This window comes from Streptomyces sp. NPDC041124, assembly GCF_055592385.1.
Genome location: NZ_JBVIYR010000018.1, coordinates 1 through 13,810, shown reverse-complemented (window position 1 = coordinate 13,810; position 13,810 = coordinate 1). Strand labels below are relative to the sequence as shown.

Annotated in this window: 11 protein-coding genes; 5 read left to right on the top strand and 6 right to left on the bottom strand. The window is 73.6% G+C overall.

Going from position 1 to position 13,810, the window contains the following annotated elements; translation table 11 throughout:
- Window positions 1-142 precede the first annotated feature (142 nt).
- From hpf to mtnA, 6 genes are all read right to left on the bottom strand, one after another.
- Window positions 143-835, bottom strand: coding sequence for a ribosome hibernation-promoting factor, HPF/YfiA family (gene hpf / locus ACZ6A9_RS32145; protein ID WP_468993125.1), 693 nt, complete (start codon window positions 833-835; stop codon window positions 143-145).
- Between the two features lie 302 nt (window positions 836-1,137).
- Window positions 1,138-2,034: a ComF family protein gene (locus ACZ6A9_RS32140; protein ID WP_468993123.1), complete on the bottom strand. Its 897-nt coding sequence runs from the start codon at window positions 2,032-2,034 to the stop codon at window positions 1,138-1,140.
- A 77-nt stretch (window positions 2,035-2,111) separates the two neighbouring features.
- A complete protein-coding gene (locus ACZ6A9_RS32135; protein WP_468993120.1) occupies window positions 2,112-3,950 on the bottom strand; it encodes an LpqB family beta-propeller domain-containing protein in 1,839 nt (612 codons plus the stop codon).
- Window positions 3,940-6,075, bottom strand: a complete 2,136-nt coding sequence (gene mtrB, locus ACZ6A9_RS32130) for an MtrAB system histidine kinase MtrB (protein WP_468993117.1) — start codon at window positions 6,073-6,075, stop codon at window positions 3,940-3,942. The genes ACZ6A9_RS32135 and mtrB overlap by 11 nt, the downstream gene beginning before the upstream one ends.
- 1 nt (window position 6,076) lies before the next feature.
- Window positions 6,077-6,766: a two-component system response regulator MtrA gene (gene mtrA, locus ACZ6A9_RS32125; protein WP_004930665.1), complete on the bottom strand. Its 690-nt coding sequence runs from the start codon at window positions 6,764-6,766 to the stop codon at window positions 6,077-6,079.
- Window positions 6,767-6,770: 4 nt separating this feature from the next.
- Window positions 6,771-7,919 carry an S-methyl-5-thioribose-1-phosphate isomerase gene (mtnA, locus tag ACZ6A9_RS32120; RefSeq protein WP_468993115.1) on the bottom strand — a complete coding sequence of 383 codons (1,149 nt, stop codon included), beginning with the start codon at window positions 7,917-7,919 and terminating at the stop codon, window positions 6,771-6,773.
- Between the two features lie 140 nt (window positions 7,920-8,059).
- Between mtnA and ACZ6A9_RS32115 the strand changes: the two genes are divergently transcribed.
- From ACZ6A9_RS32115 to ACZ6A9_RS32095, 5 genes are read left to right on the top strand one after another with little or no spacing between them, the layout of a single operon-like run.
- Window positions 8,060-9,391 carry a DUF7847 domain-containing protein gene (locus tag ACZ6A9_RS32115; RefSeq protein ID WP_468993112.1) on the top strand — a complete coding sequence of 444 codons (1,332 nt, stop codon included), beginning with the start codon at window positions 8,060-8,062 and terminating at the stop codon, window positions 9,389-9,391.
- 4 nt (window positions 9,392-9,395) lie between these two features.
- Window positions 9,396-10,160 carry a DUF4129 domain-containing protein gene (locus ACZ6A9_RS32110; protein ID WP_468993109.1) on the top strand — a complete coding sequence of 255 codons (765 nt, stop codon included), beginning with the start codon at window positions 9,396-9,398 and terminating at the stop codon, window positions 10,158-10,160.
- The gene (locus ACZ6A9_RS32105) at window positions 10,157-11,353 is read left to right on the top strand and encodes a DUF4350 domain-containing protein (protein ID WP_468993107.1); all 1,197 of its coding nucleotides are present in this window, start codon (window positions 10,157-10,159) and stop codon (window positions 11,351-11,353) included. Before ACZ6A9_RS32110 ends, ACZ6A9_RS32105 begins: the two co-directional genes overlap by 4 nt.
- Window positions 11,353-12,342 (top strand): AAA family ATPase, encoded by a 990-nt coding sequence (locus ACZ6A9_RS32100; protein WP_468993104.1) that lies wholly within the window; start codon window positions 11,353-11,355, stop codon window positions 12,340-12,342. Before ACZ6A9_RS32105 ends, ACZ6A9_RS32100 begins: the two co-directional genes overlap by 1 nt.
- A complete protein-coding gene (locus ACZ6A9_RS32095) occupies window positions 12,342-13,652 on the top strand; it encodes a DUF58 domain-containing protein (RefSeq protein WP_468993099.1) in 1,311 nt (436 codons plus the stop codon). The genes ACZ6A9_RS32100 and ACZ6A9_RS32095 overlap by 1 nt, the downstream gene beginning before the upstream one ends.
- The last annotated feature ends 158 nt before the right edge of the window (window positions 13,653-13,810 follow it).

Here is a 13,810-nt window from a genome sequence, read left to right as displayed (position 1 = left end):
CATCGGTTGAGCCGCTGCCGCCATGATTCCATGCCCAGCCGACACCGGGGTGCCGGTGCGGGCGTGAAGTGGGCGCACAGCGGTGCCCCTGGGGGCGCACACGCGCGCACCAGGGGCACCGGCTGTGCTGTCGTGGCGGCCGTCAGCCGCCGAGTGTTCCGCCCGCCTCGGGGGAGCCGCTCGCGGTGACCATCGTGTCGGTGCTGAGGTGGATCACGCCGTAGTCGTAGGCGTGGCGCCGGTAGACGACGCTGGGCTCCTTGGTCTCGGAGTCGACGAACAGATAGAAGTCGTGCCCGACCAGCTCCATCTCGTAGAGCGCCTGGTCGAGGGTCATGGGCGCGGCCACATGGGTCTTCTCGCGGACGACGAGGGGGCCGTCACCCTGTACTTCCAGCGAGCCGATCTTCTTGGTGGGGACGGCTTCCGGCTCATCCGACGGGACGCTCTCGCCCGCTCCGTTGAGCGTCGCCACGCCCGGGACGTGGTCGGGGACCTCGGCGGCCGAGATCCTGCGCGCACCGCGCCGCGAGAAGCGCTTGTCGTGCTGCTTGCGCAGCCGGGCGTCCAGCTTCTCCGCTGCCAGGTCGAGCGCCGCGTACGGGTCGCTCGCCGCCGCCTCCGCCCGGATCACCGGACCGCGGGAGCGGAGCGTGATCTCCACTCGGTCGCAGCGGTCGGCCTGTCGGGGGTTGGGCTCCTTGGACACCTCGACGTCGAGGCTCATCACCTTGCCGTCGAGCTTCTGGATCTTCTCCAGGTTCAGCTTCTCGGCCACGTGCTTCCGGAACCGCTCGGGCACCTCGGTCTTGCGGCCCTTGACGACGATGTCCACGCAGAACTCCGTTCCCGGATCACTCCGCCTCGGTGCGGAGTGTCTCCCTTTTGCACCAGGCTCCGGTGACGTCCGGAGCCTCGGACTCGGTGACGTCCACCTCCTCCCCCAGGAGGAGATCTCCAGTCCACCGGTGCGGGTGATTGCGAAAAACCCGCAACGCGGCAATCGGATACGAGAGGTGTGGCCTGCGGCTTTCCCTCACAACCGAACATATCTCGCCCGGACGGATGTCGTCACCCTCTACCGCGCCATACCTCCATTCAGGTGAATTACCCCTCTCATAACCTGCAACGACGCACCTACACAGTCAGTTCCGGCGCATTGCCGAAAGCATCCGGTGAAGCCGCGACGACCGCGGCGCACACCACGTCGATGATCCCGTCGGCATCACCCGCCACCGCCGTTCCCGGCGGCCGGCGAGACCGCCGGCCCACGCCCTGTCGATCCGGTCCCTTCCGCTGTTCCCCTCTCCTTTCCCAGGTCTCACCCAGGTACACGAACGCGGGACCCGAAATGCTCGATCCGCCGTCGGGTCCGGCCCGTGCCGCCCGCACCGCGCGGGCCGCCTCGGCCAGCGACGCCCCCGTCGTCATCAGGTCGTCGACCAGGACGACCCGGCCGTGCCGCAGCAGCCGTCCACAACCCGGGGCGACCGTCAGCGCACCCGCGAGATTGGCCCGCCGCTGCCGGGCGCCGAGCCCGGACTGATCGGCCACCGCCCGCCGTTGGCGCAGGGCGGGAAGTACCCGCACGGGTACCCCCGTCCGCCGCAGCTCACCCGCCGCCGCGTACGCGATCCGCCGGGCGGGGTCGTGCCCGCGGGCGCGCACGGCCCGCCGCGCGGACGGCACGGGGACGAGCACCACGGATCCGTCGCCCCCGTCCCGCCGCGGTGCCCGTCCCGCACGCAGCCCGGCCAGCACCGATCCCGCCAGGGCCTCGCCGAGCGGCCCGGAGAGAGCGAGGGCGCCCCGCTCCTTGTGGGCCAGCAGTGCCGCGCGCACCTCGTCCGCGTACCGCGCCGCCGCGTGCACCGGCGGCAGCCCGGCCGGTTCGGGCTCCGGCCGCACCCTGCGCGGCGCCGTCCCGCTCACCGCCGTACGGCACGCGGCGCAGAGCACCGCACGAGGCCTGCCGCAGCCACCGCACTCGGCGGGGAGCACCAGGTCGGTGAGGTCCCTCCACCAGTCCCGCATGCGCCCACTGTGCAGGCACCCGATCCGACCGGCCACCCCTGTGGAAAACTCCCGCCACGGTCCGGCAGGGAGCGGGATCAGCCCGGGTAGACGGGTGCGGTCCCCTCCGTCACCTTCTGCCACTGGGCCCCCGAGGGCATCCGTACGATCCCGTCCACGGAGTGCGCCACCAGGGGCGCCTGTTCGTCCCCGGAGGCGGTGACGGCCTTGACACCGGTCAGGGCGGCGGGCGGCGTCACATCCGGTGTGGAGCCGTCGACCTCGACGTACTTCATCTGCTCCACACCCCCCTCCTCGCGTCCGACCACCACGAGCCGGCTGTCCCCGGCCCAGGACATGGCGGTGACCTGCTCCAGCTCGGGCGTCGCCGAGCGCAGCTCCAGCACGGTGACCGCGGGACGCTCGTCCGTGCCGCCGCCCTCCGTGCTCCGCTCTATCCGCCCGATCAGCAGGGAACGCCGTTCGCCCTCCTCCACGACGAGCGCGATCCGCACGCCGTCGGCGGCCACCCGCACCGCCCGCACCCGGCCGTCCAGGCCCGGGGTGCGCACCTCGACCGGCTCACCGCCGCCGTCCTCCAGCAGGTACAGCCCGGGGTCGCCGGGGTCCCGGTCGGCCACCCACAGACCTCCCTGCGCGTCCCAGCTGGGCGCGGTCAGCCGGTCGTCCTCGGTCTTGCCCCGGCTGCTCAGCACGGGCTCCCCGAGGGAACTGCCCGCCACCAGCGAGGTCACGAACAGCGACCTGCCGTCCACACCGACCCCGGCCGCGCTGCGCTCGTCCCGGGCGACCGCCACCGACCGCAGCGTCGTCCCGCCCTCGCCCAGCGGCCCCGGCACCGGGTCCGGGTCGGTGTCGCCGCTGCCCGCCGCGATCCGTGCGAGCCGGCGCTCCCCGTCGACGAAGTACAGGTACTCGGGCTGGTACAGCGCGCCGCGGGTGGCCACGATCTCGGCGCCTTCCCGGGTGAGCGAGCACAGCTGCCCGCCGCCGGCCCGCAGCTCGACCTCGTCCACGGCCGGGCTGAGGCCGCGCAGCGTGAACAGCAGCTGCGCGGCCATCTCCTCGCACCGGCCGGTGCCGACCTCGGCCGCGCTGTCGTTGAGCGGCACGGTCAGGCGGCCCCGGTCGTCCGGCGTCAGCGGGCCGGCACCCTCGCGCAGCGCCGTCCCGGTGGGGAAACTCGACCGGACCACGGGGTCCAGCCAGGTCGTGGGCCCGCCGAGGAGGGACGTGACCATCCGGGTCGTGGGGTCGACGTGCCGGCGCACGAAGACGGGGTCGGCGACCGCCATCGGCAGCGCCGTGCCGGCCGTCCTCGTCGTGTTCGAGGCGAAGTAGTACTTGTTGACGGACATGTAGTTGCGCTGGAAGTCCGACTTGCCCATGACCACGCCCTGCGGCACCGCGTCGATGCGCCACTGGCCGCTCTTCGCGTCCTTGGTGAGGTGCACGATCCTGTCGTAGGGCCCGGAGGCGGGGGCGAACGACTGCTGCTCGTCGACGGTGGCGACCTTGCTGCCGGTCAGCGTGTAGGACAGCGAACCGGTGTCCTCCCGGTCCGGGCGGTCGGCCCGGGCGCCCGGACCGTTCGACAGGACCGTGGTGGACAGCTCCGGCCGCCAGGTCTTCGCCGCCTGGGGCGTCAGGTACTGGCGTGCGGTCTTGTAGTCCGGGTCGTCGCTGGTCAGCGCCTCCAGGAAGCCCTGGACGATCTGTGTGGGGGTGGCGTCCTCGCTCGGCGGCATGGCGAACACCCGCACCTGGGTGTCCTGCCGCGGCGTGGACTCCACGCCCCGCAGGTCGCCGCTGTCGGGCATCGAGGCACACCCCGCCAGCAGCACGACACCACCGGCCGCGTACGCCACCGTCCGCACCGCCGCCCCCCGGCCGCGCCCACCGCGCTCACCGACCACGCGAAGCCTCCCCGTCCCTGTCCACACCGCGCGGCGCACTGCCGCCGCCGGGCCCTTCCGCGCCGGAGTCCGGCTCCCCCCGCGACGCCGGCCGCGCGGCCGCGCCGTCGTCCGTGCCCCCGCCGTGCGGCGTGCCGTCCTCGGCCGGCGACCCGGGCGTCATGCGCGTACTTCCCGTCCGTGCCACCACGCGCGCGCCGTTGCCGGGCAGGGCGGTGGGGTCGGCCGTGGGAGTCACCGCCGTGGGCGGCAGGGCGAACGGGTCCCTGCCCGGGCCGCCGGCGCCCGGCTGCCGCCCCGGCACCGTGGCGCTCTTCCCGCCATGCCGGCCACCGCTCGGCAGCCCGGCGTCGTCGAGTCCGCGGTTGCGCCGCGAGTCCTTGGGCTCCAGGGGTATCGGAGACCCCCTCAGCGGCTCGTCCGCGGTCCTCGGCAGGGTCAGCCGGAACTGCGAGCCGCCACCCGGTTCGCCCCACGCCTGCAGCCAGCCGCCGTGCAGCCGCGCGTCCTCCAGGGCGATGGACAGCCCGAGGCCGGTACCGCCCGTGGTGCGCGCGCGGGCCGGGTCGGCCCGCCAGAAGCGGCTGAAGACCCGGGTCGCCTCACCGGGCTTGAGGCCCACACCGTAGTCGCGCACCGCCACCGCGACGGCGCCGCCGGCCGCGGCCAGTCTGACCACGACGTCCCTGCCCTCGCCGTGCTCCACCGCGTTGACCACGAGGTTGCGCAGCACGCGCTCCACGCGCCGCGCGTCGGCCTCGGCGACGACGGGCTGCTGGTCGCCGGTGATCCGGATCCGCGTGCCCTTGCGCTCCGCGAGCGGCTCCGCACCGCTGACCACGCGCCGTACGACCTCCCGCAGGTCGATCGGCTCCGCCTCCAGCGCCGCCGCGCCCGCGTCGAAGCGGCTGATCTCCAGCAGGTCGGCGAGCAGCGACTCGAACCGGTCGAGCTGGTCGGCGAGCAGTTCGGCCGACCGCGCCGTCACCGGGTCGAAGTCCTCGCGCGCCTCGTGGATGACGTCCGCCGCCATCCGTACGGTCGTCAGCGGCGTGCGCAGCTCGTGCGACACGTCCGACACGAACCGGCGCTGCATCCGCGACAGGTCCTCCAGCTGGCTGATCTTCAGCTGGAGGTTCTGCGCCATCTTGTTGAAGGCCTCGCCGAGCCGCGCGATGTCGTCCTCGCCCGTGACCTTCATCCGTTCCTGCAGCCGGCCGGCGGACAGCCGCTCGGCGATCCCGGCCGCCATCCGCACCGGGGTGACGACCTGCCGCACGACGAGCCAGGCGATCGCCCCGAGCAGGACGACGACGAACAGCCCGGCGGTCGCCAGGGTGCCCTTGACCAGGCTCAGCGACTTCTCCTCCTGGGTGAGCGGGAAGAGGTAGTACAGCTGGTACGGCTCCCGGTTGGGGTCGTTGACCTGCTTGCCGATGACCAGGGCGGGCTGGGACGCCTTGTCGGTGTCGTAGACGATGCGTGTGTAGCTCTGTGCCGCGGAGGTGTTCTGGTCGATCCGCTCCCGCAGTGCCGCCGGCACGCTGGCCGTCGGGTTGACCTGGCCGGAGGCGCGCGGGCCCCGCCCGCTGCCGCTCGCGTCGCCCGCGGGCAGGGTCACCACGTCGAAGGCGCCCTGGCCACCGCTGGAGAGGGACTCCACGAGGTCGCTCATCCACTGGATGACGCTCTGCGAGGGGCGGCCGTCCGCCGCGCTCTCCTCGTCGCCCGTGACGCTCACGGCTTCCTCGGCCTGCTGTTTGGCCACCGCGAAACCGCCGGTGGCCTGGCTCTGGGATGCCTTCACCTTGGCGTCCAGCAGACCGTTGCGCACCTGGCCGATGACGACGAAGCCCAGCAGCAGGACCACGCCCAGCGACATCAGCAGCGTGGTCGCGACGACCTTGAGCTGGATGTTGCGCCGCCACAGCCGCATCACGGGCAGCAGCGGCCGGCGCACCCAGCGCATGAACAGCCGGATCACCGGGCTGCCCTGGACCCCGCCCTCCAGCAGCCCGCCCTCGAACAGGCGGCCCCAGCGGGAGCCCGCCGGCTTCCGTCCGACAGGCCGCTCCGGGCGGCCCCCGGGCCGGCCGGGCGCCGGAGCGGCACTGTCACCGGACATGTCAGCTCGGTCCTGCCTTGTAGCCGACACCACGGACGGTCACCACGATCTCCGGCTTCTCCGGGTCCTTCTCGACCTTGGAGCGCAGCCGCTGCACGTGCACGTTCACCAGCCGGGTGTCCGCCGCGTGACGGTAGCCCCAGACCTGCTCCAGCAGGACCTCGCGCGTGAACACCTGCCACGGCTTGCGGGCGAGCGCGACCAGCAGGTCGAACTCCAGCGGCGTCAGCGCGATGGACTGCCCGTCCCGCTTCACGGAGTGCCCGGCCACGTCGATCACCAGGTCGCCGATGGCGAGCTGCTCCGGCGCCGGCTCCTCCGACCTGCGCAGCCGTGCCCGGATCCGGGCCACCAGCTCCTTCGGCTTGAACGGCTTGACGATGTAGTCGTCGGCCCCCGACTCCAGGCCCACCACCACGTCGACGGTGTCGCTCTTCGCCGTGAGCATCACGATCGGCACCCCGGACTCCGCCCTGATCAGGCGGCAGACCTCGATGCCGTCCCGGCCGGGCAGCATCAGGTCCAGGAGCACAAGATCGGGTTTGGCCTCACGGAAGGCGGCCAGCGCCTTGTCGCCGTCGGCTACGAAAGACGGCTCAAAACCTTCACCGCGCAGCACGATGCCGAGCATCTCGGCCAGTGCGCTGTCGTCGTCGACGACAAGGACTCGTCCCTTCATAAACGACATCATCCCATTAGCTCATCGTGACCTGGCGTGACCTGGCACACAGGTCGGCCAGGGACTCGGTCGTCACGGGCGAAACGACACCTTCCTCGGTGACGATCGCGGTCACCAGCTCCGGCGGCGTCACGTCGAACGCGGGGTTGTACGCCTGCGTTCCCAGGGGCGCCACCGGGATCCCCCCTCCCGCCTCGGTCCCGGCCACCGGCACCTGCGGCGCCGTGACCTCGGTCACCTCGTGACCCGGGCGCTGCTCCACCTCGATGGACGCCCCGTCCGGCGTCGCCGGATCCACCGTCGTCACCGGCGCCACCACGATGAACGGCACATGGTGGTACCGCGCGAGCACCGCGAGCGGATAGCTCCCCACCTTGTTCGCCACCGAACCGTCGGCCGCGATCCGGTCCGCCCCGACCAGCACCGCGTCCACCTCACCCGCCGAGAACAGCGATCCGGCCGCGTTGTCGGTGAGCAGGGTGTACGCCATGCCGCTGCGGGCCGCCTCGTACGCCGTCAGGCGAGCACCCTGCAGCAACGGACGCGTCTCGTCCACCCACAGACGCCGGAGCCGTCCCACCCGGTGCGCCGCCAGCGCCACCGCGAACGCGGTTCCCTCCCCGCCCGACACCAGCGAACCGGTGTTGCAGTGCGTGAGGATCCGGTGCCCGCCCCCGGGCAGGAGTTCGTCGAGGAGCGCCAGCCCGTGCACGGCCATCCGGGCGCTGGCGGCGGCGTCCTCCCGGTGCAGTTGCCGCGCGGCTGCCAGCGCGGCCCCGGCCGCCTCCCGGGTGTCCCCGCCCCGGGCGAGCACGGCTCGGTGCGCGGACCGCGCCCGCCGGACCCCGAGGGCGAGGTTCACCGCGGTGGGCCGGGCGCTCTCCAGTGCCGACGCCGCGTCGTCCACGTCGAAGCCCCGCACGGCCGCGAGGGCGACGCCGTAGGCGCCCGCGAGGCCCAGCAGGGGCGCGCCGCGCACGGCGAGCGAGCGGATCGCCTCCACCAGTGCGGACGCATCCGTACAGACGAGTTCGACCTCCTCGGCCGGCAGCCTCGTCTGGTCGAGCACGACCAGGACGGGACCTTCGGGTGGCTCTTCCCAGCGCAGTGCCGGGATCTCGGTCGGCCGCTTGTTGTCGCCGCTGTGCGCGTACTGATCAGCCATGCGGCCAGTCTGCCCCCTCTCGGGCCGACAATTGAAGGGACGCAGCCCCCACCTCGGCAGGTCGGTCGACGACCACCCCATGGCACGATGGCTGCCAAGCTGCCGCCGCGACCGCGGTCGGGCACCGTGAAGGAGCGACGATGAACGACACTCCGGGCTGGGCCTCGCCCGGATCCGCCCCGTCCGACGGGCAGGAGCCGGGAGCGTCCGGACCTGCCGTGCCCACCGGTGGCCCGGACCCCGAGCGGCAGCAGGGCCGGACCCCGCGGGAGCCGGGCGCGAAGTGGTCCAAGGAGCAGCCGCCGGCCGGCCAGTGGGCGGCACCCACCGGCCGCCCCGGCTCCACCGACTCCCACCAGGCTCCTCCGCCGCCGCCCGGCCCCGGCTGGGGCGCCCCGCCACCCCCGCCACCCGGCGGACCCGGCGGCTACGGCGGCGGCCCGGGCGGTCACGGCGCCTGGGGAGGCGGCGGCTGGGGAGGCCCCCCGCCCGCGGCGAAGCCCGGTGTCATCCCGCTGCGCCCGCTCGGCGTCGGCGAGATCCTCGACGGTGCCGTCTCCACCATGCGCACCTACTGGCGCACGGTCCTCGGCATCTCGCTGACCGTCGCCGTCCTCACCGAGATCGTCGTCGTCCTGCTCCAGGGTCTCGTCCTGGACAACGCGAGCACCGACGCCCTCGACGATCCCAGCGCCACGCTCGACGAACTGACCGACGCCATGGGCGAGGCCCTGCTCAACTCCGGCGTGGTCTTCCTGGTCACCCTGGTCGGCACGGTCGCCGCGACCGCACTGCTCACCACGGTCACCAGCCGCGCCGTGCTCGGCAGGTCGGTCACCACGGGCGAGGCCTGGCGCGACGCCCGCCCCCAGGTCGTCAAACTGTTCGGCCTGATCTGCCTGCTGCTGCTCATCACCACCGGCATCATCGCCGTGGGCGCCCTGCCCGGGTTCCTCGTGACCCTGACGGCCGGCGGCGAAGTGGGCTTCGGCCTCACCCTCCTCGGGATCGTCTGCGCGACCGTGCTCGCCGTCTGGCTGATGGTCCGCTTCTCCCTGGCCTCGCCCACCCTGATGCTGGAGAAGCAGGGCATCGTCAAGGCGATGACCCGCTCCGCCAAGCTGGTCCGCGGTTCCTGGTGGCGGGTCTTCGGCATCCAGCTCCTCGCGACGATCATCGCGAACGTCGTCGCGTCGATCATCGTCATCCCCTTCACCTTCCTCGCCTCGGCCCTCAGCGGGGACGGCGTCACCGGCTTCCTCAACAGCGCCGCCGGCGACATCGGCTGGACGTTCCTCATCGTCAGCGGCATCGGCTCCGTCATCGGCGCCATGATCACCTTCCCGATCACGGCCGGCGTCACCGTGCTCCTCTACATCGACCAGCGCATCCGCCGCGAGGCACTCGACCTCGAACTGGCCCGTGCCGCCGGCGTCCAGGACCACGGCCCCGGCACCACCCCGGGGAGCTGATGCGGTGACCGCCACGGGGGGAGTCCTGGGAGTGCTCGCATCGGTACCGGCGCTGCCCGCGGCCGCCGGCACCGCCGTGACGCTGCTGCCGAGCGGCGACGACGAGCCGCCGCTCACCGTCCCGCGCGACCCCGCGCGGGAAGCGGCCCGGCGCGAGCTGTCCAAGAGCGTGTACCACGAGAACGACCCCAGCTGGTTCCGGCGGGCCCTCGACGCCTTCTGGGACTGGGTCGGCGGCCTGTTCGAGGCCGCCTCCACCGCGACCCCCGGCGGCACGCTCGGCCTGGTCGTCGTCGTGGCCGCCGTGATCGCCGTCCTGGGCGCCCTGTGGTGGCGCCTGGGCACCCCGAGCCGCCGCCCGGTGTCCGCTCCGGCCCTGTTCGACGACCGCCCCCGCAGCGCCGCCGAACACCGCGCGGCCGCCGAGGCGCACGCCGCCCAGGGCCACTGGAACCAGGCCGTCCAGGAACGCATGCGGGCCATCGTCCGCGCCCTGGAGGAGCGCGCCCTGCTCGACGTCCGCCCCGGCCGCACCGCCGACGAGGCCGCCGCGGAAGCCGGCCGCGCCCTGCCCGCCCACACCGGCCGGCTGCACACCGCCGCCCGCTCCTTCGACGACGTCACCTATGGCGGCAGGGCCGCCACGCAGCCGTCGTACCGGCAGATCGCCGAACTCGACCACGACCTGGAACGCACCAGGCCGCAGCCGGCGAACAGCGGCGCCGCCCGGGGCACGGACACCGACACCCGCCCGGGAGCCGCCGGATGACGACCGAGGTCACGCGCCCGTCCACCGCGGCCTCGCCCACCGCCCGCCAGGTGTGGACCCGCACCCGAGGCATCGCCCTCGCCCTGGTGCTGCTGGTCGCGGCGGCCGTCGCGATCGCCGTGGTCCGCTCCGACGCCCACCACGGCGAACTCGACCCGCGCTCCCCCGACCCCCACGGCAGCCGCGCCGTCGCCGAACTCCTGGCCGACCGCGGCGTGGACACGCGTGTGGTCTCCACCCTCGGCGAGGCCGCCGACGCGGCCGGCCCCGACACCACCCTCCTGATCGCCGTCCCCGACCTGCTGACCCCCAGCCAGCAGACCCGCCTGCACGCCGCCTACGTCCAGTCCGGCGGCCGCACCGTCCTGGTCTCGGCCGGCAGTGCCTCCGTGGAACGCCTCGCGCCCGGTGTCACCGCCGATCCCGCCACCAGCTTCGACTCCACCCTCGCCCCGGACTGCGAGCTGCCCGCCGCCCGCCGCGCGGGCACCGCCGACACGGGCGGCATCCGCTACTCCACCACCCATCCCCAGGCCGACGAGTGCTACCCCAGCGAGCGCCTGTCCACCCTGCTGCGCCTGCCGGCGCCCACCGGAGACGGTGACACCGTCGTCCTCGGCGCGCCCGACATCCTCCTCAACGACCGCCTGGACCAGCACGGGAACGCCTCGCTCGCCCTCCAGCTCCTCGGCTCCCACCCCCAGCTGGTCTGGTACCTCCCCTCGCTCGCCGACGCCTCCGCCGCCCCGGAGCAGGGGGAGCGCGGCTTCTTCGACCTGCTGCCCTCCGGCTGGCTGTGGGGCACCCTGCAACTGTTCGCCGCGGCAGCCCTGGCCGCCCTGTGGCGGGCACGCCGGCTCGGCCCCCTCGTCCCGGAGAAACTCCCGGTGAGGATCCGTGCCTCCGAAACCGCCGAAGGCCGCGCCCGCCTCTACCGCAGGGCGAACGCCCGCGACCGCGCGGCCACCGCTCTCCGCTCGACCACCCGCACCCGCCTGGCCCCCCTCGTGGGCGTGCCCGCCTCCCAGGCGCACGCCTCCGAGGCCCTGCTGCCCGCGCTGTCCGCCCACCTCCGGGGCGACGCGGGGTCCCTGCACACACTGCTCTTCGGCCCGCCCCCGGGCGACGACACCGCACTGATCCGGCTCGCCGACCAACTCGACGCCCTCGAAAGAGAGGTACGCCGTCCATGATGGACCCGACCACTGACAACGCCGCGCACACCGGGGACCCGGCCGCCGCCCGGGCCTCCCTGGAAGCCCTGCGTGCCGAGATCGCCAAGGCCGTGGTCGGCCAGGACCCCGCGGTGACCGGTCTCGTCGTCGCGCTGCTCTGCCGCGGTCACGTCCTGCTCGAGGGTGTCCCCGGCGTCGCGAAGACCCTCCTCGTCCGCGCCCTCGCCGCCACGCTGGAACTCGACACCAAACGCGTCCAGTTCACCCCGGACCTGATGCCGAGCGATGTCACCGGCTCCCTGGTCTACGACGCCCGCACGTCCGAGTTCTCCTTCCAGCCCGGCCCCGTCTTCACCCATCTCCTCCTGGCGGACGAGATCAACCGCACTCCCCCGAAGACCCAGGCGTCCCTGCTGGAGGCCATGGAGGAGCGCCAGGTCACCGTCGACGGCACGCCGCGCCCCCTCCCCGACCCGTTCCTGGTAGCCGCGACGCAGAACCCCGTCGAGTACGAGGGCACCTATCCGCTGCCCGAGGCCCAGCTCGACCGCTTCCTCCTCAAGCTGACCATCCCCCTGCCGTCCCGCCAGGACGAGATCGACGTCCTCACCCGCCACGCGGCGGGCTTCGACCCGCGTGACCTGGGTGCCGCCGGTCTGCGCCCCGTCGCGAACGCCGCCGATCTGGAGGCCGCCCGCCGCGCCGTCGCCGAGACGACCGTCTCCCCGGAGATCACCGCCTACGTCGTCGACATCTGCCGGGCCACCCGCGAATCGCCGTCCCTCACCCTCGGCGTCTCCCCGCGCGGTGCCACCGCGCTGCTGGCCACCGCCCGCGCGTGGGCCTGGCTGACCGGCCGCGACTACGTCATCCCCGACGACGTGAAGGCCCTCGCCCTCCCCACGCTCCGCCACCGCCTGCAACTGCGCCCGGAGGCCGAGATGGAGGGCGTGACGACCGACTCGGTCATCAACGCGATCCTCGCCCACGTCCCCGTCCCCCGCTGATGGCCCCCACCGGACGCGCCGCCCTCCTCGCGGCACTCGGCTCCCTCCCCGTCGGCATCTGGGAGCCGGGCTGGACGGGCATCCTCGCCGTCAACGCCCCCCTCGCGGTGGCCTGCGCCTGCGACTACGCCCTGGCCGCTCCCGTACGCCGTCTCGGCCTCACCCGCTCCGGCGACACCTCCGTTCGCCTGGGCGAGAGCGCCGACGTCACCCTCACGATCAGCAACCCGTCGCGCCGCCCGCTGCGCGCCCGCGTCCGCGACGCCTGGCCTCCCAGCAGTTGGCAGCCCGGCACGGAGGTGGCGGCCTCCCGCCACCGCGTGGTGATCCCCCCGGGGGAACGCCGGCGCGTGGTGACCCGTCTGCGTCCCACCCGGCGCGGTGACCGCCAGGCCGACCGTGTCACCGTCCGTTCTTACGGCCCGCTCGGTCTCTTCTTCCGCCAGGGCACGCACAAGGTCCCGTGGACCGTGCGCGTCCTGCCGCCGTTCACCAGCCGCAAGCACCTGCCGTCGAAGCTGGCCCGCCTCCGCGAACTCGACGGCCGCACCAGCGTCCTGACGCGGGGCGAGGGAACCGAGTTCGACAGCCTGCGCGAGTACGTCCCCGGTGACGACACCCGTTCCATCGACTGGCGGGCGACGGCCCGCCAGTCCGCGGTCGCGGTACGCACCTGGCGCCCCGAGCGTGACCGGCACATCCTGCTGGTGCTCGACACCGGCCGTACCTCCGCGGGCCGGGTGGGCGACGCTCCTCGCCTGGACGCCTCGATGGACGCGGCTCTGCTCCTCGCGGCTCTGGCCTCCCGCGCCGGCGACCGCGTCGACCTGCTCGCCTACGACCGGCGTCTGCGCGCCCTCGTCCAGGGCCGTTCGGCGGGTGATGTCCTTCCGTCCCTGGTCGGCGCGATGGCCACGCTCGAGCCCGAGCTCGTCGAAACCGACGCCCGGGGGCTGACGGCAACGGCGCTCCGCACCGCTCCCCGCCGCTCTCTCATCGTGCTGCTCACGACGCTCGACGCGGCTCCCGTCGAGGAGGGTCTGCTGCCGGTCCTGGCCCGGTTGACCCGGCGCCACACGGTCCTCCTGGCGTCTGTGGCGGATCCGCACATCGCCAGGATGGCCACGGCGCGCGGGGACACGGATGCGGTGTACGAGGCAGCGGCGGCGGCTCAGGCCCACGCGGAGCGCGACCGCACGGCGGAACAGCTGCGCCGACACGGTGTCACGGTCGTGGACGCGGTCCCCGAGGAGCTGGCGCCGGCCCTGGCCGACACCTATTTGGCGCTGAAGTCGGCGGGCCGCCTGTAAGGCACGGGGACGGTTCCACGAATGCGCCCCTGCGTCCTCGTGGAGCCGTGTGGAGCCGTCCTGAAACGCAGAAAGCCCCGTGCCAATGGCACGGGGCTTTCCCACAAATTGTTCGGCGGCGTCCTACTCTCCCACAGGGTCCCCCCTGCAGTACCATC

Excerpts from the sequence above, each read along its gene's own strand:
- ACZ6A9_RS32140 (WP_468993123.1), bottom strand. The coding sequence starts at position 2,034 with ATGCGGGACTGGTGGAGGGACCTCACCGACCTGGTGCTCCCCGCCGAG.
- mtrA (WP_004930665.1), bottom strand. The coding sequence starts at position 6,766 with ATGATGTCGTTTATGAAGGGACGAGTCCTTGTCGTCGACGACGACAGC.
- ACZ6A9_RS32095 (WP_468993099.1), top strand. The coding sequence starts at position 12,342 with ATGGCCCCCACCGGACGCGCCGCCCTCCTCGCGGCACTCGGCTCCCTC.
- ACZ6A9_RS32100 (WP_468993104.1), top strand. The coding sequence starts at position 11,353 with ATGGACCCGACCACTGACAACGCCGCGCACACCGGGGACCCGGCCGCC.
- ACZ6A9_RS32105 (WP_468993107.1), top strand. The coding sequence starts at position 10,157 with ATGACGACCGAGGTCACGCGCCCGTCCACCGCGGCCTCGCCCACCGCC.
- mtnA (WP_468993115.1), bottom strand. The coding sequence starts at position 7,919 with ATGGCTGATCAGTACGCGCACAGCGGCGACAACAAGCGGCCGACCGAG.
- mtrB (WP_468993117.1), bottom strand. The coding sequence starts at position 6,075 with ATGTCCGGTGACAGTGCCGCTCCGGCGCCCGGCCGGCCCGGGGGCCGC.
- ACZ6A9_RS32115 (WP_468993112.1), top strand. The coding sequence starts at position 8,060 with ATGAACGACACTCCGGGCTGGGCCTCGCCCGGATCCGCCCCGTCCGAC.